Below are 20,481 nucleotides of genomic sequence, written 5' to 3' on the forward strand. Positions count from 1 at the left end.
GGCCACCCCATTTCGTCACGCGACGCGCCACCTTGGGTAGCGTCGGGACGTGACGACGAACCGGCTGCCCGTGCGGACGACGACCGTGGACGTTCCGACCAGCGGCGGCGGCGCCGACGCGTACCTGGTCCGGCCGGACGGGGACGGGCCGTTCCCGCCGGTCCTGCTCTTCATGGACGCGTTCGGGCTGCGGCCCCGGCTGGCCGAGATGGCGCAGCGGATCGCCGCCGAGGGGTACGTGGTGCTGGTGCCGAACCTGTTCCACCGCGCCGGCCGGGCACCCCTGGTCGACCTGACCGGCCTCGGCGACCCGGAGCAGCGCGGCGCGCTCTTCGGCCGGCTGATGCCGCTGATCACGGCGTTGACCCCGGACGTGGTGGCCCGGGACACCGCCGCCTACCTCGACTTCCTGGCCGCCCAGCCGGGCGTGACGCCCGGCCCGGCCGCCGTCACCGGCTACTGCATGGGGGGCACGAACGCGCTGCGCGCGATCGAGGCGCACCCGGACCGGCTCGCCGCCGCGGCCAGTTTCCACGGGGGCCGGATCGTCACCGACGCGACCGACAGCCCGCACCTGGCCGTCGACGCGGTCACCGGCGAGCTGTACTTCGGGCACGCCGACAACGACCAGTCGATGACCGCGGAGCAGATCGAGACACTGGAGAAGGCCCTGGAAGCGGCGGGCGTCCGCCACCGCTCCGAGGTCTACCCCGGCGCGCACCACGGCTACACCATGGCTGACACCCCGGCGTACGACGAGCGGGCCACCGAGCGGCACTGGGCCGCCCTGTTCGACCTGCTCGACCGGACCTTCCGCCGCTGACCCCCGGGTCGCCGGGAGCAGGCCACGAGTACGGAAGTGGCCGGCCACCGGGCCGGGCCGGGCGCACTACGGTCGGGGAATGGACGTCGATGCCCCAGACCTGCGCCGGCGGTTCACGGCGCTGACCACCGCCCACGTCGCCGACGCCTGCCTGCGCGCCGGGGTGCCGGTACGCTGCGCGCCGGCCGCCGTGCGACCCGTCCTGCCCGGCGCGCGGCTCGCCGGCCGGGTGACGCCCGCCCGGCACGTCGGCAGCGTGGACATGTTCCTCGAGGCGATCGACCGGGCGTCGCCCGGCGACGTGCTCGTCGTCGACAACGGCGGGCGCACCGACGAGAGCTGCGTCGGCGACCTGGTGGTGCTGGAGGCGCAGGCCGCGGGCCTGGCCGGCGTGGTGCTCTGGGGCCTGCACCGGGACAGCGCCGACATCCGCGCGGTCGGGCTGCCGGTGTTCAGCCTCGGCGCGATCCCCACCGGCCCGCAGCGCCTCGACGCCCGGCCGCCGGCGGCGCTGGCGTCCGCCGAGGTCGGGCAGTGGACGGTGGACGCCGACGACGTCGTCCTCGGCGACGACGACGGGGTGCTGTTCGTGCCGGCCGAGCGGGCCTCGGAGCTGTTCGACCTGGCCGAGTCGATCCGGGACACCGAGCGGCGGCAGGCCGACCTGATCCGCGCCGGCGTGCCGTTGCGCGCGCAGGTGGGCTTCGGCGCGTACCTGGCCCGGCGGGCGCAGGACCCGTCGCTGACCTTCCGCGAGCACCTGCGGGCGGTGGGCGGCGCGATCGAGGAGTGAGCGGTCAGCCCATCGCGGTCGCCGAGGGCGGGGCGCTGCCACCCTGCGGTGCCTCCCCGGTCATCAGCGCGACGATCTCCGCCCGGTCGGCCGCCGAGGGCCGCCCCCATTCGGGCCGGTAGCCGTACACCTCGCGCAGCGGGGTGGAGGAGGTCCGGCCGTCCAGGATCTCCACCGCGTCGGTGTCGATCAGGCCGGGGTGCTCGACACCGCACGCCTCGGCCACCTTCACCAGGTCCCGCCGCAGCGTACGCAGGTAGTTGGCGACCCGGACCGACTTAAGGGTGGGGTCCAGGCCCCGGGCGAGCCACGGGTTCTGGGTGGCGACGCCGGTCGGGCAGGTGTCGGTGTGGCACTTCTGCGCCTGGATGCAGCCGATCGCCAGCATCGCCTCCCGGCCGACGTTGACCATGTCGCAGCCGAGCGCGAACGCGACGACGGCGTTGTCCGGCAGGCCCAGCTTGCCGGCCCCGACGAAGACCGTCTGCTCGTGCAGGTCCTTCTCGGCGAAGGTGCGGTAGACGCGGGCGAAGCCCTGCTGGAACGGCAGCGACACCGAGTCGGTGAAGATCAGCGGCGCGGCGCCGGTGCCGCCCTCGCCGCCGTCCACGGTCACGAAGTCCACGCCGCGCCCGGTGTCGCGCATCAGCGTGGTCAGCTCCTTCCAGAAGCCGAGGTCACCGACGGCGGACTTGATGCCCACCGGCAGGCCGGTCTCGGCGGCGAGCAGCTCCACCCAGTCCAGCAGGCTGTCACAGTCGGAGAACTCGGCGTGCCGGGACGGGCTGACGCAGTCCCGCCCCTGCGGGATGCCCCGGGTCGCGGCGATCTCGGCGGACACCTTCGCCCCGGGCAGCAGCCCGCCCAGGCTGGGCTTGGCGCCCTGGCTGAGCTTGACCTCCAACGCCCGGACGGGGGCGCCGGCCACCAGGTCCCTGAGCCGGTCGAGGCTGAACCGGCCGCGCTCGTCGCGGCAGCCGAAGTACGCCGTGCCGATCTGGAACACCAGGTCGCCGCCGTTGCGGTGGTACGGCGACAGCCCACCCTCGCCGGTGTTCTGCAGGCAACCGGCCAGGGCCGCGCCCTTGTTCAGCGCGGTGACCGCGTTGCCGGAGAGCGAGCCGAAGCTCATCCCGGAGATGTTGACGACCGACTCCGGGCGGAACGACCGGGCCCGCCCCCGCGCCCCGCCGAGCACCTTCGCCGCCGGCAGCCGCACGTCGTGCCCGGCCGTCGGCGACGACGGCGGCACGGCCCGCCCGAAGGTGCGGTGCTTGATGATCGGATAGCCGGGGGTGTACTCGATGTCGTTGTCCGTGCCGAAGCCGAAGTAGTTGTTCTCCTGCTTTGCCGAGGCGTAGATCCAGCGCCGCTGGTCGCGGGTGAACGGCCGCTCCTCGTTGTTGCCGGCGACGATGTACTGCCGCAGCTCCGGCCCGATCGACTCCAGCAGGTAGCGCGCCCGGCCGACGACCGGGAAGTTGCGCAGCAGCGCGTGGTCGCGCTGCAGGACGTCGCGTGCGGCGAGGCCCGCGAGAGCGGCGGCGACGACGGGTACGGCTCGACTGGCCCACTTCATGCCCGCCACACTCCCCGGTCCCGCCGCCGCCCAAACAGCCCGCGGGCGGGCTACCTCGGCCCGGCGCTGCGGGTCAGGCCTGCGCCTGCGTGATGTTGACCATCCACGGGGTGCCGAACCGGTCCTCGCACTGACCGAACTCGTCGCCCCACATCTGCTTCTCCAGGGGCACGCTCACCACGCCGCCGGAGGAGAGCTGCTCCCACCAGCGGCGCAGCTCGTCGGCGTCGTCGCCGCTGAGGCTGACCGTGTTGGCGTTGCCGCGTCGGATCTCCATGCCGGGTGGCATGTCGGAGGCCATCAGCACGTGGCCGTGGGCCGTCCGGAGCAGGCCGTGCATGATCTGGTCGGCGATCGCCGGGTCCTCGGTGCCGAACTCGCGGAACGTGGTCAGCGACAGGTCCCCACCGAAAACCTGCTTGTAGAACTCCATCGCCTCGCGGGCGTTGCCGGCGAAGTTGAGGTACGGGTTGAGCTGGGTAGCCATGGCACCCCTCCGTGACTTGGTGACCAGCGCATCGTCCCACCCGTCCGGGGTGCGATGGCGCCGTACACGCCGATCGGGATACTGACCGGCCTGGACGCGGGGGCCCCTACCTACACCGGGTGATCTGCCTGGAAGGCGAGCCGTCGGTCCGCGTCGGCGGCGAGGCCGGTCAGGATGTCGTCGAGGTCCATGAAAGCCTGCCACGGCTCACTGCCGGTGGCCCGGGCCAGCCGGTTGACCACCAGCTGTTCCAGCTCGGCCACCCGCTTGCCCTTCCAGACCTTGTCGGCGAGGCTGACCAGCAGGTCGTCGAGGTCGACCGCGCCGCCCCGCCAGCCGGCGTGGGTCGCGGCGAACCGGGCCAGCGCGGCGTCGACACCGTGGCGCAGCAGCAGTTCCCGACCGGCGGGCTCGTGGGCCGACCCGGGCCCGCGGAGTTCCTCGGGGTGGACCACCTTGCCGATGTCGTGGGTGGCCGCGCCGAAGAGGACGGCTGCCCGGTCGAACTCGAGCAGGGGGGACCAGTCTGCCAGGGCGGCGGTCAGGTGCCAGGCGACATCGTGCACGGCGCGCAGGTGCGCGGCGAGCCGCGGCGGCGCGTCGAGGGTGGACAGGAGTTCGGCGACCGGGGCGGGCAGGGCCCGCAGCGGTGGTGGGCCGGGGTCGGTGAGAGCGCGGTGCAGGGCGGCGGCGGTCACCGAGCAAGACTAGGGCGGCCTGCCGTCGCCGCCGGATGAATCCGGGTACGCGGACTGTCCGGTCCGGCGGGCGGGCGGTGCTGACGGAGGATGACCGGCGGCGACCCTGCGTCGTACCGTGCGGGGGTGACCCTGTGGTGGGCCGGGACGGCCGTGGTGGTGCTGCTGTCGGTGGCGGTTGTCGGTGGTCTGCTGCGCCGGGGCCGGCGGCGGGCGCGAGCGAGCGGCCGCGAGCAGGCGCTCCGCGAGGCTCGCCGGGCGACCCGCCAGATTTCGCGCGAGCGGCGGCGGACCGGTCGGGGAACCCTGCGCGGCCAGGGCGCCGGGGGAAGCCAGGGCCTGGCGTCGGACGCCGCCTTCGGCACTGACGGCGGCACGCCGAGCGGACTGTGAGGGCTCCGGCGCCCGGCCTGCGCAAGAGTGGCGGATCGAACTCGGCGGGAGTCAGGGCGGACGCGGCCGGCCGTCGTCACCGGGCCCGCCGACGGGGACCGGTGAGGCGTCTCGCCGACCGCTCCACCGGGCCCCGTCGCGTCCTCACTCCTGGCGGAACGACTGGCGCACCACCCCGCCGACCAGCGCGCACCACGTGCTGGTGCTGACCTTCCCGCTGTCCGGCAGCCCGTGCAGCTGCTGGATGTCCTGGACGGCCAGCTTCGTCGCGTGGTCGTACTCGCCGGTGACGGCGACGTCGGCGTAGCCCTTCCAGTTGAGGATGAACTGCACCGCCTGGACCGGCAGGCCGGTCGCGTCCTTCTCCAGCTCCGGCGCCAGGGTCTCCCAGGTGGGGCCGGTGATGGTGGCGTCGATGTCGACCGGGATGCCGTTGCGGGCCTGCCAGTCCTGCACGGCCGCCACGGTGGCGGCGTCGAAGGCGCTGTTCGGCGTGACGGCGTAGCCGCGGTACGCCAACAGGTACTGCGCGACCCGGACGGACGGCGAGCCGACGAAGCGCCACAGGTCGGGCCAGCGGCGGGCCGGCACGTCGGCGAGGTCGGTGCCGAGCTTCCTGAACACCCGGCGGCGCACGTCGGGGAAGAGCCGGTAGAACGTCGCGCCCGGGCAGAGGGTGGTGCGGAAGTCCCAGTGGCCGAAGATGTCGTGGGCGTGCAGGCCGTACTGGCGGCAGATGGTGGTGCAGAGCTTCACCAGCGAGTCGAGCAGCTCGTCCGGCGGAGTGTCGGTGACGTAGGTGCCCTCGTTCTCGATGCCGATCGCCCGGCCGTTCTCGCCGGGGCAGTGCGCCGAGACCATCTGCCGGTCGCCGGCCTGGAGCCGCTCCAGGCTGCCGTGCCGCCCCTCCATCACGTAGCCGCCGCGGCTGATGGTGAAGTGCTGGCCGGTGTCGGACCAGTGGTTGACGTCCATGTGCAGGTTCTGGCAGTCCCGGGCCAGCTTGATCGCCTGCGCCTCGGAGTAGTCCGTGACGTTGGGGAACGCCATGTGGTGCACGATGATCTTGTTGGTGGGGATCGCGCTGATCACCAGCGGATCGGCCGGCGGGCGGGCGCCCCACTCGTCGCAGCTGTAGATCCAGTCGAGGTCCGCGCCGGGATCGGCCTGCGCGGCGGCCGGAAAGGCCAGTTCGGACCCGACGACCGCGACGGCCGCCGCGCCCAGGCCGGCCCGCAGCAGGGTACGACGGTCGAGTTCAGGGTGGTCGAAGTGCATGGCATCTCCTCGGCGGGCCGGTGGCGGCCCAGGGCAGCGATGAAAGAGAACTCCAAGGTGCGCGCGTGAAGTGGAGGATATTGCCATGACCGGCCCGGGCGCTAGAGGCGCGCGTCGATCCGATGTGCCCGGACGGCCGCGCCTGCGGCGTCAGGCGCGCTCGCCCGGGCCCAGCAGGTCGGCGATCCGCAGTAGTTCGTCGACCCGCTTCGCCACCCGCCTCGGCGTCAGTGGACGGCGGTCGGTGACCACGGTGTACAGCTCGTCGCCGATCACCGTCCAGGGTGGCACCAGCCCGGTCACGTGCGCGGCGTGCAGCTCCGGGGCGACGAGCCGGTCGGCGAGGTCCATGTCGCGCGGGAGGATCCGGTACCGGCGGGCGAACTCGTCCTCGCCCGCCCGGGCCGCGGCGATCGTCCGGCGGCGCTGCACGGCGGTGGTGGGGTAGGGGCGCAGCAGTCGCAGGATCGCGCAGTGGCCCCTGCCCTCGACCCGGTCCGCGCCGGCCAGACCGTCCGCCCGAGCACCGGCGGCCAGCCGGCCCCCGCACCCCAGCGCAGCACCCGGTGGCGCGTCCACGCCCGCCACCGCCGGTACGCCACCCCACCGGCCCAGAGCGCCGCGAAGATCAGCACCAGCATCGGGACGACGCCGATCCGCCGGGCGACCTCGTGCGAGGCGAGCCGGATCGACACGCCGAGGGCGACCGGCAGGCAACACAGGATCGACCCGACGCCGAGCAGGCCGAGGAGGGTGCCGGAGGGTCGGCGGTGGGGTCGGACCGGCATCGGGCTCCAGGCCCGTTCGTCGGGCCGGAGCGCGTCACGACGCGAGGTCAGGACGTCGGGGCCACTGCCCGGCGCCCGTGCGGCATCCGCCAGCCCTCGGCCAGCCGGGACGGGTGCACGTTGCGCCCACCGCCGAAGAACTCGCAGAACTTCATGATCAGCGGATCCCAGCCCAGCGGGTCCACGTACGACGTGCCCGGGATGACCAGGTCCTGCTCGACGTGCGCGCGCAGCACCTCCACCTGGAAGGCGGTGGCGTGCGACGGCGTCCCGCCGAACGGGTACGAGGCGACCACCCGGCACTCCAACTGGATCGGGCACTGCGCCACCCGGGGCGGCGAGACCAGGTCCGACGGCTGGCGGGTCAGCCCGGCGAGGGCGAACTTGTCCGGCTCGTACCGGTAGCCCTGGGCGGCCTTGTGCTCCGGCACGGTCGGCCGGCCGGTGGTCAGCGCGATCCGGTCCACCGCGTCGACCATCGCCGAGGACGGCAGGTTCAGCACGCACTCGCCCTCGCGCCGCAGGTTGGCCGTCGTCTGGGCGCTGTCGCCCAGGCCGAGCATGGCCGACCGGCCCAGCCACCACGCCGACGACATCGGCGCGAGGTTGGCGCTCCCGTCCGGGTTCCGGGAGCTGATCAACACCACCGGAGTACCGAAGTAGAGCACCTTCAGATCGGGTACGACGTGCATGGTCCTGCCCTTCGCGAACGCCCACGGCCGGTGCGGTCCACCCGGCCGTACCCGACTCTGCGCGCGGGCGGCGCCGATCGCTGGCGGTGATCGGACGTGGCGTTGCGGTGGGCCGCCCGACCGGTGCGGCGCGCCGCGGGCCCGAGGTGGCCCGCCGGCCGGAGGCCGTCGGCGGGTGGCGCCGCGGCGTCAGCCGGCCGCGGCGAAGCGGTCGAGGGTACGCACGACGTGGCCCCGGGTCTCGTCGGTGCCGAAGTGCCCCGCCTGCTCGACGACGATCAGCTCGGAGTCCGGCCAGGCCCGGTGCAGCTGCCAGGCGGTGTCCAGCGGGCTGCCCAGATCGAGCCGGCCGTGGATCAGCACCCCGGGAATGCCGGCGAGCCGGTGCGCGTCGCGCAGCAGGACGCCCTCCTCCAGCCAGGCGCCGTGGGCGAAGTAGTGCGAGCAGATCCGGACCATGGCCGTCCGGGCCGCCGAGGGGCGGTCGCTGTACGGGTTGGTCACGGCCGTCTCTCCGGAGACGACCGCATCCTCCCAGGCGCACCAGTCGACGGTGGCGCGCTCGCGTACCGCCGGGTCCGGGTCGGCCACCAGCCGGGCGTACGCGCCGACGACGTCGCCGTCGCGTGGCGTGCCGGGCGCGCCGGCCAGGAAGCGGTCCCACTGCTGCGGGAAGAACCGGCCGACGCCCCGGTAGAGCCAGTCGATCTCCGAGCGGCGGGTGCTGGTGACCGCGCTGATGACGATCTCGGACACCCGCTCGGGGTGCCGCTGCGCGTACGCCAGGATGAGGGTCGAACCCCACGACCCGCCGTACAGCAGCCAGCGCCGCACGCCCAGGTGCTCGCGCAGGCGTTCCATGTCGGCGACCAGGTGGTGGGTGGTGTTGTGCCGCAGGTCGGTGGCCGGGTCGCTGGCGTGCGGGGTGCTGCGGCCGCACCCGCGCTGGTCGAACAGCACGATCCGGTACCGCGCCGGGTCGAAGAACCGGCGGACGGCGGTGCCGCACCCCGAGCCCGGTCCGCCGTGCACGACGAGCGCGGGCCTGCCGTCGGGATTGCCGCAGACCTCCCAGTACACGGCGTTGCCGTCGCCGACGTCGAGCATGCCGTGGTCGTACGGCTCGATCGGCGGATAGCGCTCGTCCATGCGTGGGCCCTCCCCAGGGACTAGATGCAACAGCGCTGTTACATTAGCCCACATGCCCGACCGCCCACCCGGCCCGGAACTCCTCGGCACCCGGCTGCGCCATCTGCTCGACCTGCTCGACGGCGAGGTCGCCGCCGTCTATGCCGACCTCGGGCTGCCCGGGTTCCGGCCGCGGTTCACCCCCGTGATCCGGGCGTTGGCGGCGGGCGGCCCCGCGTCGATCCGCGCGCTGGCCGAGGCGACCGGGGTGACCCACTCCGCCGCCAGCCAGACCGTCGCGCAGCTGGCGAAGGCGGGCCTGGTCACGCTCAGCCCCGGCGAAGACGCCCGGCAGCGCATCGTCCACCTCACCCCGAGGGCCGAGTCGCTGCTGCCCGTGCTGAACGCCGAATCGGCCGCCACCACGGCCGCCGCCCGCCGGTTCGAGGCCGAGCTGTCGTACCCGCTGAGCCGGCTCGTCGACGAGGCGCTGGCCGCGCTGGGCCGCCGGTCGATGCGGCAGCGGATCGACGATGTCGCGCCCGACCTGGTACCACCGGAGAAGCGGTCCGCGGACTAGCTCATGTGCCGCTCACTGACCGGGGGGCGTGTACGTGGTCTTCATCCGGGTCACCTCGTCGACCTCGGCGGGCGTCAGCACCGGGGTGATCTGGACGCTCAGGCCGCCCGTCGCGCCGATGGCGATCGCCAGGCCGGCCACCGTCTTGTGGTCCGGCAGCTCACACAACACGTAGGTGTCGTCCTCGGCGAAGGCGAAGTGCATCGACTCCATCCGCCCGCCAGCCTCCTCGATCATCTTCTGGACCACCTCGGCGCGCTTGGTGCCACCGTCGTCGACCAGCCCCTTGAGCCCCGCGGCGGAGTAGGTCGACTTCAACAGGAATTTGGCCACCTCGACATCAACTCCCAGATGTCCTGGCGGTCGCTCGACGGCCACCAGCCTGTAGCTCCCCTTCGCCCTCACGCTAGTGCCCGTCCCCGCAGCCCAGCGCCCGTTCCGCCAATCGGTCGGCCGTCGGCGGCCCGGCCGGGGATCGTTCGCCCACCGCCGGAAAACCGGTCCGCGGAGGCTGGCTAGATCATCTATCCTGCTGGTCCGGTCGACGGGGAGGTACGACGTGAAGCTCGGTGAGGCGCTGGCGGACCGCGCCGACGCGACCCGCCGGGTCGAGCAGCTGCGCGGCCGGATCACGGCCAACGCCCGGTTCCAGGAGGGTGAGACGCCCGCCGAGGACGCCGGGGCGCTCCTCGACGAACTGGACGAGGTGCTCGGCCGGCTGGAGACGCTGATCCGCCGGATCAACCGCACCAACGCCGTTGTCGAGGTGCCCGGGGTGGGCACCCTGACCGACGCGCTGGCGCGCCGGGACGTACTCCGGATGCGGCACGCCGCCGTCACCACCGCTGCCGACGCCGCCGCCGGCAGCGGGCGCGGCCACGCGGTACGCCAGCTCCGCTCGGAGCTGAAGATGCTCGCCGCGCTGCCGGTGGGCGACCTGCGTGGCCGCGCCGACGGCCTGGCGCGGGAGCTGCGCGAGCTGGACGTGCTGATCCAGCGCACCAACTGGGAGGCCGACCTGCGCGACTAGGCCGGACGATGTGGAGCAGGTAGTCGTCGCGGAGGCGTGCACACCCGGCCGGCTGCAAGCCGGTCACCCCTTCTGGCGCGCGGAGGGCAGCGCGGGGGTTCGACTCCCCGGATCACCAGGCAGCCCCGCACCCGGGCACCGGGCACGGCGCACGGCGCACAGGTCACCACCACGTGCAGATCCACGACGACGAGGGCGGGCTCGGGGTACTCCACATCGACCGGGCCGCACCCGCCACCGGGCGGGTGCGGCCCGCCGGTGGTCGACCGTCGCGGCGCAGGACTGCCGCCCGCCGAATCGGGTATGCGCGGCGCCGGAGGCGGGCGCCTCCGGGAACGAGGGGTCATGGGAGCCGCCGCCGGGTTCGTCGCTCTGGTCATCGTCATCGCGCTCGTCGTGCTGCTGCTCGCGCTCAGCGTACGAATGGTGCAGCAGTACCAGCGCGGTGTCGTCTTCCGCTTCGGCCGGGTGCTGGACCGCATCCGGCAGCCCGGTCTCCACCTGATCATCCCGGTCGCCGACCGGATGGTCCGGGTCAGCATGCAGACCACGGTGATCGGGGTGCCCGCGCAGGGCGTCATCACCCGGGACAACGTCACCCTCACGGTCGACGCGGTCGTCTACTACCGGGTGGTCGACCCGGTGAAGGTGCTGGTCAACGTGCGGGACTACCCATCGGCGGTGCTCCAGGTGGCCCAGACCGCGCTGCGGTCGGTGATCGGCAAGGCCGACCTCGACACCCTGCTGCGGGACCGGGACCGGATCAACGCCGAGTTGAAGGCGGTCATCGACGCGCCGACCGAGAAGCCGTGGGGGCTCCTCATCGAACGGGTCGAGGTCAAGGACGTCTCCCTGCCCGAGGGGATGAAGCGGTCCATGTCGCGGCAGGCCGAGGCGGAACGCGAACGCCGGGCCCGGGTGATCGCCGCCGACGGCGAGTTCCAGGCGTCCCGCCGGCTCGCCGACGCCTCCCGGGCGATGGCCGACACGCCGGGCGCCTACCAGCTGCGACTGTTGCAGACCGTGGTGGACGTGGCGGCCGAGAAGAACAGCACCCTGGTCATGCCGTTCCCGGTGGAACTGCTCCGGTTCTTCGACAAGCTGGCCCATGGCGCCGGGGAGCAGATCGACGCGCCGGAGGCGGTGCCGAGCGTCCCCGGCGACGGCCACCGCCGGGAAGGCCACCGCTGAACGGCCCGCGTCAAGTCCTCTGACCGAAACCCATCCATCATCACGGACGTCCGGACGCGGTGGAGCAACCGTTGCGCCGATGGACCGGACGCCTCCCGCGACGAGAATGATCAGCGTGGCCCTGACCCCTGACCGCTCCCCGAAGGCCGGCGAGGCCGCCGACTGGCAGCTGTCCGGCTACACGCCGGTACGGCAGCTCGGCGCCGGCGCGTCCGGCCGCGTCCTGCTGGCCACCCACGACGCCAGCGGCACCCCCGTCGCCATCAAGTACCTGACCAGGGCGGTGGACGACGACCCGACCCGCACCGCGTTCCGCGACGAGGCCCAACTGCTCGTCGAGGTGGACGACCCGCACATCTCCCGGCTCTACGAGTACGTCGAGTCCCCGCACGGCGCCGCCATCGTGATGGAGCTGGTCAACGGGGTGTCCCTGCGGCAGATGCTGCGTGCCCACGGCCCCACCGAGCCCGAGGCGGCCCTCTGCGTGCTCAAGGGCTCCCTCGCCGGGCTGGCCGCCGCGCACGCCCGGGGCGTCGTGCACCGCGACTACAAGCCCGAGAACGTGCTGGTCGGCATCGACGGGCAGAGCAAACTGGCCGACTTCGGCATCGCCGTACCGGTCGGCCGGGACGGCGGCGGCTCGGTCAGCGGCACCCCCCGCTACATGGCCCCGGAACAGTGGACCGGCGCGCCGGCCAGCCCGGCCTGTGACATCTACGCCGCCACCGCCACCTTCTACGAGTGCCTCACCGGCCGCCCCCCGTACGACGGGCGGGACCTGATCACCCTGCGGACCCAGCACGCCCAGGCACCGATCCCCACCGAAGCGGCCCCGCCGCCCGTGCACGACCTGCTCCGCCACGGCATGGCCAAGCAGCCCGCCGACCGGCCGCAGCCGGCGGAGGTCTTCCTCGCCGAGCTCGAACGCAGCGCCGCGGACGCCTACGGCGCGGACTGGGAGGAGCGGGGCCTGGCCGGGCTGGCCCGCCGGGCCGCGCTGCTCGCCGCGCTCTTCCCCTTCCCCGACGGCACCGCCGGCGCCACCAGCCTGGCCAGCACCACGTTCGGCGAGACGGCTCCGGCCGCCCGGCGCGGGACCGGCCGTGCCGTGCTGCTCGGTGCCGGCCTCGTCGCCGCCCTGCTGCTCGGCGGCGCCGGCCTGAGCTACGCCGCCCGGCACGCGCCGGCGCTGACCCTCGCCGACGGCCCCGCCGCGCCGCGCGCCTCCGCACTCACCTCGCTCGGCCCCAGCCCGTTGGCCGCCGCGCCCGCCATCGACGCCGTCTCGCCCAGCCCCACCCCGACGGCCTCGGTGTCGGCCACCGCCACGGCGTCGCCGACCCGGTCGGCCACCGCGACGCCCACCCGGTCCCGCAGCGCGAGCCCGACGCCCAGCGCGTCGACCAGCCCGCCGCCGCCACCGGACGGCACGGCACCCGTCGTCGGAAAGCTCGACGCCAGCCCCACCCTCCTCGAACCCGGAACCTGTCCCTACGGCAACCGGTCGAGCACGGTCACCGCGACCGCCAGCGACGACCGGACCAGCGCCGAGGACCTGCGGGTGAGCTTCCGCTACACCCTCGGCGGCGTCACCCGCGCCATCGGCATGACCCACGTCGGGCGGGGCGTCTATCGGGGCACCCTCGGTGACCTGCCGGCGCCCAAGTCCAGCACCCGCATCCCGATCCAGGTGGTCGCCGTCGACGTCGCCGGCAACGCCGCTGACCCGGCCGGGCCGGTGTACGTGTCGCTCTCCTCGTACTGCACCCCCGGCTAGGAGCCGGCCGGTGCGACAGTTCCCGACGAAAGGTGACCTCCGATGACCAGGCCGGGGGAGCGGGGCGCGACGCCGCCCGGCGACGACGAGCCCACCGTCCACCTGGCCGCGACCGGGCGTCCCGGCCCGGCCGACCGGACCGTCGACCTGGACGGCACCGTGAACCTGGACGGGACCGTGAGCCTGGACCGGACGGTGAGCCTGGACCGGACGGTGCAGCTCGGGGCCGCCGACGAGACGGTCCAGCTCGGATCGGTGGACCGGACCGTGCACCTGGGAGCCGGAGACCAGGCGGCCCTGCCCGGCGCCGTGGACCAGACCGTCCACCTGGGAGCCGCCGACCGGACAGTGCACCTCGGCGTCCCGGACGCCACCGTGCACCTCGGCGCCGCTGACCAGACCACGCGCCTCGGCGCCCCGGATGCCACCGTGCACCTCGGCGCCGCCGGCCGGACCGCGCACCTCGGCGCGACCGGGCCGTTGGTCGATGCCGGCGCGCTCGACTCGACCGTGCGGCTCGGCGCGACCGAGGCGACGTACGCCAGCACCGCCCCGGCCAGCGCGGCCACGCTGGCCACGGGTCGGGGCGTACCCTCGCCGGCCGGACCGACCGGGGCCGGCGGTGAGGTGCGGTTCGGGCCCGGCGTGCCCACGACGCCGGCCGCCGCGCCGGCCTGGCCGTCGGCGTCCCCGCCGCGCCGCCGACGGCCCCTCTGGCGGCGGGTGGTGGCGGTGCTCTCCGGCCTGCTCACCGTGGTGCTGGTCGCCGTCGTCGGCTTCTACCTGTGGCAGCGGCTCGACCCGTTGGAGATCGGCGAGGTGACCGTGGCGGTGCCGCAGCCGGCCGGGGACCGGTGCGACGTCACCGTCGACGTGGTCGCCACCGTGCTGACGAACGGCCGCAGCGGCGTGATCGAGTACCAGTGGCTGCGCTCCGGCTCCCCGCCCGGTGCCCTGCTCAGCGAGCGGGTCGGCTGGGGCCAGCGCACCGTCACGCTCTCGTTGAAATGGGCGTTCAACGGGGTCGGCGGCACCACCGAGACGGCCACCGTCAACATCGTCTCCCCGTCGCCGCACCAGGCCCGCACGGAGGTGAGCTACGCCTGCGGCGGTGCGTGAGAGTTTCCGCACGGGCGGGTTCGGGTAGGTCGGGGCCGACGACCTGACGTTCCGTGTGGAGGGCAGCTATGAAAGACAACTTCGGCGACGCGGTGGGTGACGCCCTCCGCGCGGTGATGCTCTTCCTGCCCAAGGCGGTCGCCTTCGTGGCGATCCTCGTGGTGGGCTGGCTGATCGCCAAGGCCGCACTGAAGATCGTGGACAAGGTCCTGGAGCGGGTGCACTTCGACAGGGCCGTCGAGCGGGGTGGCATCAAGACCGCGCTCGCCCGGTCCAGGTACGACGCCAGCGACATCGTCGCCAAGCTCGCCTACTACGGGATCCTGCTGGTCACCCTGCAACTGGCCTTCGGCATCTGGGGCCCGAACCCGATCTCCGACCTGATCGCCGGCGTCATCGCCTGGCTGCCGCGCGCTTTCGTCGCGATCGTCATCGTGGTGGTCGCCGCGGCCATCGCCAACGCCGTCAAGGACATCATCAGCAGCGCCCTCGGCGGCCTGTCCTACGGCCGGGTGCTGGCCAACATCGCCTCGGTCTTCATCCTCGGCCTGGGCATCATCGCCGCGCTCAACCAGATCGGTGTCGCCACCGCCGTCACCACCCCGGTCCTGATCGCCGTTCTCGCCACCGTCGGCGGCATCCTGGTCGTCGGGGTCGGCGGTGGACTGGTCCGGCCGATGCAGAGCCGCTGGGAGTCCTGGCTCAGCCGCGCGGAGGAGGAGTCGCGGCTCATCGCCACGCACGCCCGGGCGTACCAGGCCGGCAAGCGGGACGTGCAGGCTCACGTCGCCACGCCGGTCACCCCGTACGGCGAGTCGGAGCAGACCCAGCCGGTGCCCCGGGACGCCGACGCGGACCGGACCCAGGTGGTGCCCCGGGACGACGACGCGGACCGGACCCAGGTGGTGTCCCGCTACGACGAGTCGGACCTGACCCAGCCGGTCGGCCCGTACCGCGGGTCGGAGGCCACCCGGCCGGCCACCCAGGTCACCCCGCCCCGGCAGGCGACGGCCACCCACGACGAGCCGGCGCCGGCCGACAGCGAGGCCACCATGACCATCCCGCCGGTCGACGGCGGCCCGACGCGCCGCTGACCGCACGACCACCGACCGGGGTGGGACCCGCAGGGTCCCACCCCGGTCCGTGTCCGCCCCACCGCGAAACGGGATCGCCAGGCCCGCCGACGGCCGCTAGCATCGGCCCATGACCTGGCGATGTTGATCCGTAACTGAGGGCCGCAACCGCGGACCACCCCGGACGCCGCTCGTCCCGCGTCCGTCCGGTCCCGTGGAAAGGCCCTCATGATCGTCACCACCGCAGCACCGCCCGGCGTCCGCCGCCTGGCGGCCACCCTCTACGGGTACGCGTTCCTCCAGGACCTCGTCCTGTTCTACCCGGTGTACGCGCTGCTGTTCAGCGACACCGGCCTGTCGATCGGCCAGATCTCCTCGCTCTTCGTCGTCTGGTCGGCGACCAGCATCCTGCTCGAGGTGCCCTCCGGCGCCTGGGCCGACGCGGTCTCCCGCCGGCTGCTGCTCTGCCTCGCGCCGCTGCTCGCCGGCGCCGGCTACGCCCTGTGGGTGCTGGCCCCGTCCTACCCGGCGTTCGCCCTCGGCTTCGTCCTCTGGGGAGCCGGCGGCGCGCTCGGCTCCGGCACCCTGGAGGCGCTGGTCTTCACCGAACTCGACCGCCTCGGCGCCGCCGGCCGCTACGCCCGCACCATGGGCCGGGCGCGCACCGCGGCGGTGCTCGGCGTGCTCGCCTCGATCGTCCTGGCCGGCCCGGTGCTCGCCGTCGGCGGCTACCCGGCCGTCGGCGCGGCCAGCGTGCTGGCCACCCTGCTCGCCGCCGCCGTCGCCACCCGCTTCCCCGAACACCGTCCGGACCCGGCGGCCGCGTCGGAACCGGCGGAGGAAGGTGACGACCTGGGCTGGGCGGCGACCCTGCGGGCCGGCCTCGCCGAGGCCCGGGCCGACCCACGGGTACGCGGGGCGCTGCTGCTGGTCCCGGCGGTGGCCGCCGTGTGGGGCGCCCTCGAGGAGTACACGCCGCTGCTGGCCCGGGACACCGGCGTCGCCGAGCCGACCGTGCCGCTGCTGCTCCTGCTCGTCTCCGCCGGGGTGACCGTGGGTGGCCTGCTCGCGGCGCCCGCCGAACGGCTGGGCACCCGGGGCTACGCCGCGCTGCTGACCGTGGCCGCCGTCGCGCTCGCCGCCGGGGCGGGACTGCGCCACCCGGCGGGGTTCGTGCTGGTCGGTGTCGCGTTCTGTGCGTTCCAACTGGCCACGGTGCTGGCCGACGCCCGGCTCCAGGCGCGCATCACCGGGCCGGGACGGGCCACCGTCACCTCGGTCGCCGGCATGGCCACCGACCTGACCATCATCGCCGTCTACGGCGGGTACGCCCTGGTCGCCGCGGTGGGCGGCAACCGGGCCGCGTTCGTGGTGGCGGCCGTGCCGTACCTGCTGGTGGCCGTCGTGCTGCTGGCCTCCCGCGACGGTCGCCGTGGCGGTGCTCCGCGGGAGCCGGTGGCCGGCCGCAGCAGCGGGCCGACGTGAATTCGCCTGCACCTCAGCCGCCCCGGTGGTTCGCGGGCGCCTTCGGCCGTCGGGAAAGCGGGCGGTGCCCACCGTCCGGCGGGTGGCTTGGGCCAGGCGGGAAAGGAGGCGGGGTCGCCCGCCTGGCGGGTGCCTTCGGCCAGGCGGGAAAGCGGGCGGGGTGCACGGCCCGGCGGGCGGCTCGTGTCGGTGCCGGCGGTTAGCGTGGCCGGATGACCGGTGTGAGCTACGACCGTTGGTGCGCTGAGATCGTGCAGCAGAGCGACCTGCTCCGGTCGCATCTCGACGGCGCGGACCTGACCGTCGCCGTCCCGTCCTGCCCCGGGTGGAACGTGGGCCAGCTGGTGCGGCACCTCGGTGGCGGGCAGCGGTGGGCCGCGGAGATCGTCCGCACCCGGCCACGCCACCGTCGGACACCCACTTCCGTGACCTGTCGCCGTACGCCGACGAGGACCCGGCGGTGGTCGGGCCGTGGCTGGTCGAGGGCGCCGCCGAGCTGGCCGGGGTGCTGGGCGACGCCGGCCCGGCGGCGCGGGTGTGGACCCCGCTCGGGCCGAGCAGCCCGGCGTTCTTCGCGCGCCGGTTCGCCCACGAGACACTCGTGCACCGGGCCGACGCGGCGCTCGCTCTCGGCGTCGACGTGGCGGTCCCGCCGGAGGTCGCCGTCGACGCCCTCGACGAGTGGATGGAGCTGGGCGCGCTGCCGCAGATGTTCGACTTCCACCCGCACCGCCGGGAGCTGCTCGGCCCGGGCCGGACGCTGCACCTGCACGCCACCGACACGCCGGCCGAGCTGGGCGCCGAGTGGGTGGTGGACCTCACCGGCGACCTGATCGCCTGGCGGCGGGCGCACGAGAAGGCCGCCGTGGCCGTACGCGGGCCGCTGACCAACCTGCTGCTGCTGGTCTACGGCCGGCTCTCCGTCGACACAGCGGGCGTCGAGGTGCTCGGGGACGCGAAGCTGCTCGACTTCTGGCTGGAACGGGTGGCCTTCGGCTGACCGGGCCGGCCCGGTGACGTGGACGACCGCCACCGGGCCGGCGGTCAGCCCGGCAGGTGCACGGAGGTCGTGCTGCTCAGCGCCCCGCCTCGCCGGACTCCAGCAACTGCTTGAGCGCGGCCAGCCGTTCCCGCCAGTACGCCTTGAGCGCCGCTGCCTGCTCGGCGTCGGTGAGCTTCTCGTGTACCACGGCCACGGTGGCCTTCGTGTCGCCCTTGGGCGCGAAGCCGACCACGATCCGGGTCGGGCCGCCCTCCCAGTCGGCGCGGAAGGTCTTCGGCCGGGTGGCCGTGCGTACCCGGATCGCCACGTCGGGCAGCCACCGCCGGCGCAGCCCGTCGTCGCTGAACGCCTCGAACAGCCGGTCCACCGGCACGGCGACCGTACGGCTGCCGCCCGCCTCCCAGCCGCCGCCGCGCCGCTGCCCGGGGGCGCGCAGGCCACGCGCCTGCTCGTACCCGACGGTGACGGTCTGCGCCCACCAGCCCGGCACCTCGTGGGCGGTCACCAGCCAGCGAGCCGTCTCGGTGTGCGTACGCTGCACCGCGCCCCACTCGTCCAGCAGGGCGAACCACTCGTCCCAGCCACGGCCGGTGCGCTCACGGAGCAACGCGTCGGAGATCCGGTCGGCCTGTGCGGCCCCCGATCCGGGGGCCGGGGGAGTGGATTCGGCGGGTGCCGCGGTCGGCGGTTCAGCCGCGACGGCGCCGGTCAGCAGGTGCCGGCGGGCCGCCGTGTAGCTTTCGCCGGTCTTGTCCATCCGGGTGCGGACCCGGGACTTGAAGGATTTCTGGCGCGTCATCACATGCTCCCTGTCGACGGCGCGGTCGTGGGGACTCACGCTCCTGTCGACCCGCCGTTGCCTGGGCATGTGGCACGGCGCCCCGAAGACTCGAGGTCTCCTTTGCCTCCGCGACGCCGGTGGCGTGAGCACCGGTAAGGAGGTGAGGCGCGGGACGGCGCCGACGCCAGGTTAACCCGCCGGGCCACGGCGGGGCGAGCAGGTGGCGCCGGCTCAGTCGGGCAGGGCGTCGAGGTAGACCCAGCCACCGTTCTCCCGGACGAAGCGGCTGCGCTCGTGCAGCGTCCCCGGCCGGCCGGCCCCGCGGTAGTGGGCGCGGAACTCGACGGTGCCGGTGCTGTCGAACAGGCCGCCCCGGTCGGTGTCGACGATCTCCAGGCGGGTCCACTGCTCGCCCGGGTCCAGCCGCAGCCGGGCCGGCCGGGTGGAGGAGTGCCAGCTGCGCAGCAGGTACCCGGCGTCACCGACGGCGAAGGCACTGAACCGGGAGCGCATCAGCGCCTCGGCCGTCCCGGCCGTGCCCTGGCCGCGGTGCACCGGGCCGCAGCAGTCGGCGTACGGCAGGCCGGACCCACACGGGCACGGCCGGTCCTGGTCGTCGGCCGCGCTCCGGCGGGCCCCACGTTTCGCCACGGCACCCATCCTGCCGCACCGGTCGGGCGCGCAGAGCGGCAGTCGTTGCACGCAGTCGACGGCTGCCGGAGCACCGTTTCGCGGACGACGAAAGGGCCGGCCCCGGGTGGGGCCGGCCCTTGTCGTCGGTGGGTCAGGAGGCGGCGGAGTAGCCGCGGGTGGCGATCCAGTCGGCGAGGTTGTCGACGGTGATCCGGTAGGAGGCCTGCTCGGGGTTGGCGGAGTCGGCGATGGTGACGGTGTTGCCGCCGTCGCGGTAGCCGATGACGCTGATGTAGTGCCCGCCTTCGAAGGAGTGGGTGGTGCCGTCGGTGTCGGTGGTGGTGCCGGCGATGTTGGCGACCACGGCGCGGCCGTCGTCGATGGTGCGGACGATGTCGGTGCGCAGCTTGTCGGTCTGCTTGCGGTCGGCCTTGCTGTCGCGGATCTCCACCGAGCGGTAGGCGTTCTTCTTGCCGGTTTCCTTGTTCAGTACCGGGGTGATGTCGTTGATGCTGTTGGTGCCGTCTTCGGTGGTGCCCATCTCCTTGGCCATGGCGTCGACGTCGATGTCCTTGCCCTGTACGGAGAGGGCGTTGCGGGTGGCGGCGGGGCCGCAGTAGTAGAAGTTCGGCTGGGCCTGGTAGCGCACGTTGAGCTCCCGCTCACCGTGCTGCGACTTGCGGTCGGTCTGCACGGTGGTGGTGGCCTGGGTGGGGGCGGCGTGCGCGGCGAGGGCCGGGCCGGCGATCCCACCGGCGGTGGCGGCAACACCAGCGAAGGTCAGGGCGGTCTTGCGGATCAGATCGGTACGCATGAGGGTGCACCTTTCGATCGGGGGACACACGCACACCGCCGGGGGACGGCAGGGCGCGTTGCGAGGAAGTCAAAGAAGGGGGATCCCGGCGGCCGCACAAGGGGCTCTGCTCGGGTGTCCGGGGGGATGTAACCAGCCCGGCGGGCTGCGCATTCCACAGGCCCGGGGTGGGGCCATGGTGCCGGGGGATGTAACCAACCGGGGTGGGCCGGCATTCCGCCGGGCCTGACCCTCCGGTTCACCGTCCGGGCCGGGGCCACCGCGGTCTGCCCATGTACAACGACCCCGCCCCGCCGGCCATTCCACCCCCCGACCGGCCCCGACCAGCCGACGCCG

General features: G+C 74.0%; 22 protein-coding genes and 1 pseudogene. 12 read left to right on the forward strand and 11 right to left on the reverse strand.

Translation table 11 applies throughout. From position 1 onward, the window contains the following. Positions 1–70 precede the first annotated feature (70 nt). On the forward strand, positions 71–823 hold the full coding sequence (locus GA0074696_RS17270) for a dienelactone hydrolase family protein (protein WP_088964637.1): 753 nt from the start codon (positions 71–73) through the stop codon (positions 821–823). A gap of 79 nt (positions 824–902) precedes the next feature. Then, positions 903–1,616, forward strand: a complete 714-nt coding sequence (locus tag GA0074696_RS17275) for an RraA family protein (protein ID WP_088962053.1) — start codon at positions 903–905, stop codon at positions 1,614–1,616. Positions 1,617–1,620: 4 nt separating this feature from the next. Here GA0074696_RS17275 and GA0074696_RS17280 read toward each other — a convergent pair whose 3' ends face one another. From GA0074696_RS17280 to GA0074696_RS17290, 3 genes are all read right to left on the reverse strand, one after another. Next, positions 1,621–3,195 carry an FMN-binding glutamate synthase family protein gene (locus GA0074696_RS17280; RefSeq protein WP_088962054.1) on the reverse strand — a complete coding sequence of 525 codons (1,575 nt, stop codon included), beginning with the start codon at positions 3,193–3,195 and terminating at the stop codon, positions 1,621–1,623. Between the two features lie 73 nt (positions 3,196–3,268). Further along, positions 3,269–3,682 carry a VOC family protein gene (locus tag GA0074696_RS17285; RefSeq protein ID WP_088962055.1) on the reverse strand — a complete coding sequence of 138 codons (414 nt, stop codon included), beginning with the start codon at positions 3,680–3,682 and terminating at the stop codon, positions 3,269–3,271. Between the two features lie 110 nt (positions 3,683–3,792). After that, positions 3,793–4,380, reverse strand: a complete 588-nt coding sequence (locus GA0074696_RS17290) for an HD domain-containing protein (protein ID WP_088962056.1) — start codon at positions 4,378–4,380, stop codon at positions 3,793–3,795. Positions 4,381–4,506: 126 nt separating this feature from the next. On the opposite strand from GA0074696_RS17290, the gene GA0074696_RS17295 reads away from it, so the two are divergent. Beyond that, positions 4,507–4,773: a hypothetical protein gene (locus GA0074696_RS17295; RefSeq protein WP_088962057.1), complete on the forward strand. Its 267-nt coding sequence runs from the start codon at positions 4,507–4,509 to the stop codon at positions 4,771–4,773. Between the two features lie 144 nt (positions 4,774–4,917). On the opposite strand, the gene GA0074696_RS17300 is transcribed toward GA0074696_RS17295, so the two are convergent. The 4 genes from GA0074696_RS17300 to pip form a co-directional block, all read right to left on the reverse strand. Continuing rightward, a complete protein-coding gene (locus tag GA0074696_RS17300; protein WP_088962058.1) occupies positions 4,918–6,051 on the reverse strand; it encodes a peptidoglycan recognition protein family protein in 1,134 nt (377 codons plus the stop codon). A gap of 150 nt (positions 6,052–6,201) precedes the next feature. Next, positions 6,202–6,630: a hypothetical protein gene (locus GA0074696_RS17305; RefSeq protein ID WP_088962059.1), complete on the reverse strand. Its 429-nt coding sequence runs from the start codon at positions 6,628–6,630 to the stop codon at positions 6,202–6,204. Between the two features lie 256 nt (positions 6,631–6,886). After that, positions 6,887–7,531 (reverse strand): flavin reductase family protein, encoded by a 645-nt coding sequence (locus GA0074696_RS17310; RefSeq protein ID WP_088962060.1) that lies wholly within the window; start codon positions 7,529–7,531, stop codon positions 6,887–6,889. Positions 7,532–7,720: 189 nt separating this feature from the next. Continuing rightward, complete coding sequence (gene pip / locus GA0074696_RS17315; protein ID WP_088962061.1) at positions 7,721–8,680, reverse strand: prolyl aminopeptidase; 960 nt, start codon at positions 8,678–8,680, stop codon at positions 7,721–7,723. A gap of 52 nt (positions 8,681–8,732) precedes the next feature. Between pip and GA0074696_RS17320 the strand changes: the two genes are divergently transcribed. Further along, complete coding sequence (locus tag GA0074696_RS17320) at positions 8,733–9,239, forward strand: MarR family winged helix-turn-helix transcriptional regulator (protein WP_088962062.1); 507 nt, start codon at positions 8,733–8,735, stop codon at positions 9,237–9,239. 12 nt (positions 9,240–9,251) lie between these two features. Here the strand turns inward: GA0074696_RS17320 and GA0074696_RS17325 are convergent, their stop codons facing one another. Continuing rightward, entirely contained in the window at positions 9,252–9,572 is a 321-nt protein-coding gene (locus GA0074696_RS17325; protein WP_088962063.1) for a GYD domain-containing protein, read from the reverse strand. 226 nt (positions 9,573–9,798) lie between these two features. Here GA0074696_RS17325 and GA0074696_RS17330 point away from each other — a divergent pair, with 226 nt between their 5' ends. The 8 genes and pseudogenes from GA0074696_RS17330 (at position 9,799) to GA0074696_RS17360 (ending at position 17,914) form a co-directional block, all read left to right on the forward strand. After that, positions 9,799–10,269 (forward strand): DIP1984 family protein, encoded by a 471-nt coding sequence (locus GA0074696_RS17330; protein WP_088962064.1) that lies wholly within the window; start codon positions 9,799–9,801, stop codon positions 10,267–10,269. 345 nt (positions 10,270–10,614) lie between these two features. Next, positions 10,615–11,460: an SPFH domain-containing protein gene (locus GA0074696_RS17335; protein WP_088962065.1), complete on the forward strand. Its 846-nt coding sequence runs from the start codon at positions 10,615–10,617 to the stop codon at positions 11,458–11,460. Positions 11,461–11,575: 115 nt separating this feature from the next. Beyond that, positions 11,576–13,237, forward strand: coding sequence for a serine/threonine-protein kinase (locus GA0074696_RS17340; RefSeq protein ID WP_231925049.1), 1,662 nt, complete (start codon positions 11,576–11,578; stop codon positions 13,235–13,237). 42 nt (positions 13,238–13,279) lie between these two features. After that, entirely contained in the window at positions 13,280–14,356 is a 1,077-nt protein-coding gene (locus GA0074696_RS17345; RefSeq protein ID WP_231925050.1) for a hypothetical protein, read from the forward strand. Positions 14,357–14,424: 68 nt separating this feature from the next. Next, positions 14,425–15,450 (forward strand): mechanosensitive ion channel family protein, encoded by a 1,026-nt coding sequence (locus GA0074696_RS17350; RefSeq protein ID WP_088962067.1) that lies wholly within the window; start codon positions 14,425–14,427, stop codon positions 15,448–15,450. A gap of 207 nt (positions 15,451–15,657) precedes the next feature. Next, entirely contained in the window at positions 15,658–16,914 is a 1,257-nt protein-coding gene (locus GA0074696_RS17355) for an MFS transporter (RefSeq protein WP_088962068.1), read from the forward strand. Positions 16,915–17,126: 212 nt separating this feature from the next. Next, positions 17,127–17,231: pseudogene (locus tag GA0074696_RS32615) on the forward strand (hypothetical protein); the annotation flags it as partial. Positions 17,232–17,239: 8 nt separating this feature from the next. Then, a complete protein-coding gene (locus tag GA0074696_RS17360) occupies positions 17,240–17,914 on the forward strand; it encodes a maleylpyruvate isomerase family mycothiol-dependent enzyme (RefSeq protein ID WP_331716497.1) in 675 nt (224 codons plus the stop codon). Between the two features lie 76 nt (positions 17,915–17,990). Here GA0074696_RS17360 and GA0074696_RS17365 read toward each other — a convergent pair whose 3' ends face one another. The 3 genes from GA0074696_RS17365 to GA0074696_RS17375 form a co-directional block, all read right to left on the reverse strand. Then, positions 17,991–18,716 carry a hypothetical protein gene (locus tag GA0074696_RS17365; RefSeq protein ID WP_172894312.1) on the reverse strand — a complete coding sequence of 242 codons (726 nt, stop codon included), beginning with the start codon at positions 18,714–18,716 and terminating at the stop codon, positions 17,991–17,993. Between the two features lie 213 nt (positions 18,717–18,929). Then, positions 18,930–19,349: a YchJ family protein gene (locus tag GA0074696_RS17370; protein ID WP_231925051.1), complete on the reverse strand. Its 420-nt coding sequence runs from the start codon at positions 19,347–19,349 to the stop codon at positions 18,930–18,932. A gap of 133 nt (positions 19,350–19,482) precedes the next feature. Continuing rightward, positions 19,483–20,145: a C39 family peptidase gene (locus tag GA0074696_RS17375; RefSeq protein WP_088962070.1), complete on the reverse strand. Its 663-nt coding sequence runs from the start codon at positions 20,143–20,145 to the stop codon at positions 19,483–19,485. Between the last annotated feature and the right edge of the window lie 336 nt (positions 20,146–20,481).

The sequence above is a fragment of the Micromonospora purpureochromogenes genome (assembly GCF_900091515.1).
Taxonomy (GTDB): Bacteria; Actinomycetota; Actinomycetes; order Mycobacteriales; family Micromonosporaceae; genus Micromonospora; species Micromonospora purpureochromogenes.

Coding starts and splice junctions, on each gene's coding strand:
- pip (WP_088962061.1), bottom strand. CDS start 8,680: ATGGACGAGCGCTATCCGCCGATCGAGCCGTACGACCACGGCATGCTC.
- GA0074696_RS17345 (WP_231925050.1), top strand. CDS start 13,280: ATGACCAGGCCGGGGGAGCGGGGCGCGACGCCGCCCGGCGACGACGAG.
- GA0074696_RS17300 (WP_088962058.1), bottom strand. CDS start 6,051: ATGCACTTCGACCACCCTGAACTCGACCGTCGTACCCTGCTGCGGGCC.
- GA0074696_RS17335 (WP_088962065.1), top strand. CDS start 10,615: ATGGGAGCCGCCGCCGGGTTCGTCGCTCTGGTCATCGTCATCGCGCTC.
- GA0074696_RS17285 (WP_088962055.1), bottom strand. CDS start 3,682: ATGGCTACCCAGCTCAACCCGTACCTCAACTTCGCCGGCAACGCCCGC.
- GA0074696_RS17355 (WP_088962068.1), top strand. CDS start 15,658: ATGATCGTCACCACCGCAGCACCGCCCGGCGTCCGCCGCCTGGCGGCC.
- GA0074696_RS17375 (WP_088962070.1), bottom strand. CDS start 20,145: ATGCGTACCGATCTGATCCGCAAGACCGCCCTGACCTTCGCTGGTGTT.
- GA0074696_RS17280 (WP_088962054.1), bottom strand. CDS start 3,195: ATGAAGTGGGCCAGTCGAGCCGTACCCGTCGTCGCCGCCGCTCTCGCG.
- GA0074696_RS17310 (WP_088962060.1), bottom strand. CDS start 7,531: ATGCACGTCGTACCCGATCTGAAGGTGCTCTACTTCGGTACTCCGGTG.
- GA0074696_RS17365 (WP_172894312.1), bottom strand. CDS start 18,716: ATGACGCGCCAGAAATCCTTCAAGTCCCGGGTCCGCACCCGGATGGAC.
- GA0074696_RS17350 (WP_088962067.1), top strand. CDS start 14,425: ATGAAAGACAACTTCGGCGACGCGGTGGGTGACGCCCTCCGCGCGGTG.
- GA0074696_RS17320 (WP_088962062.1), top strand. CDS start 8,733: ATGCCCGACCGCCCACCCGGCCCGGAACTCCTCGGCACCCGGCTGCGC.
- GA0074696_RS17275 (WP_088962053.1), top strand. CDS start 903: ATGGACGTCGATGCCCCAGACCTGCGCCGGCGGTTCACGGCGCTGACC.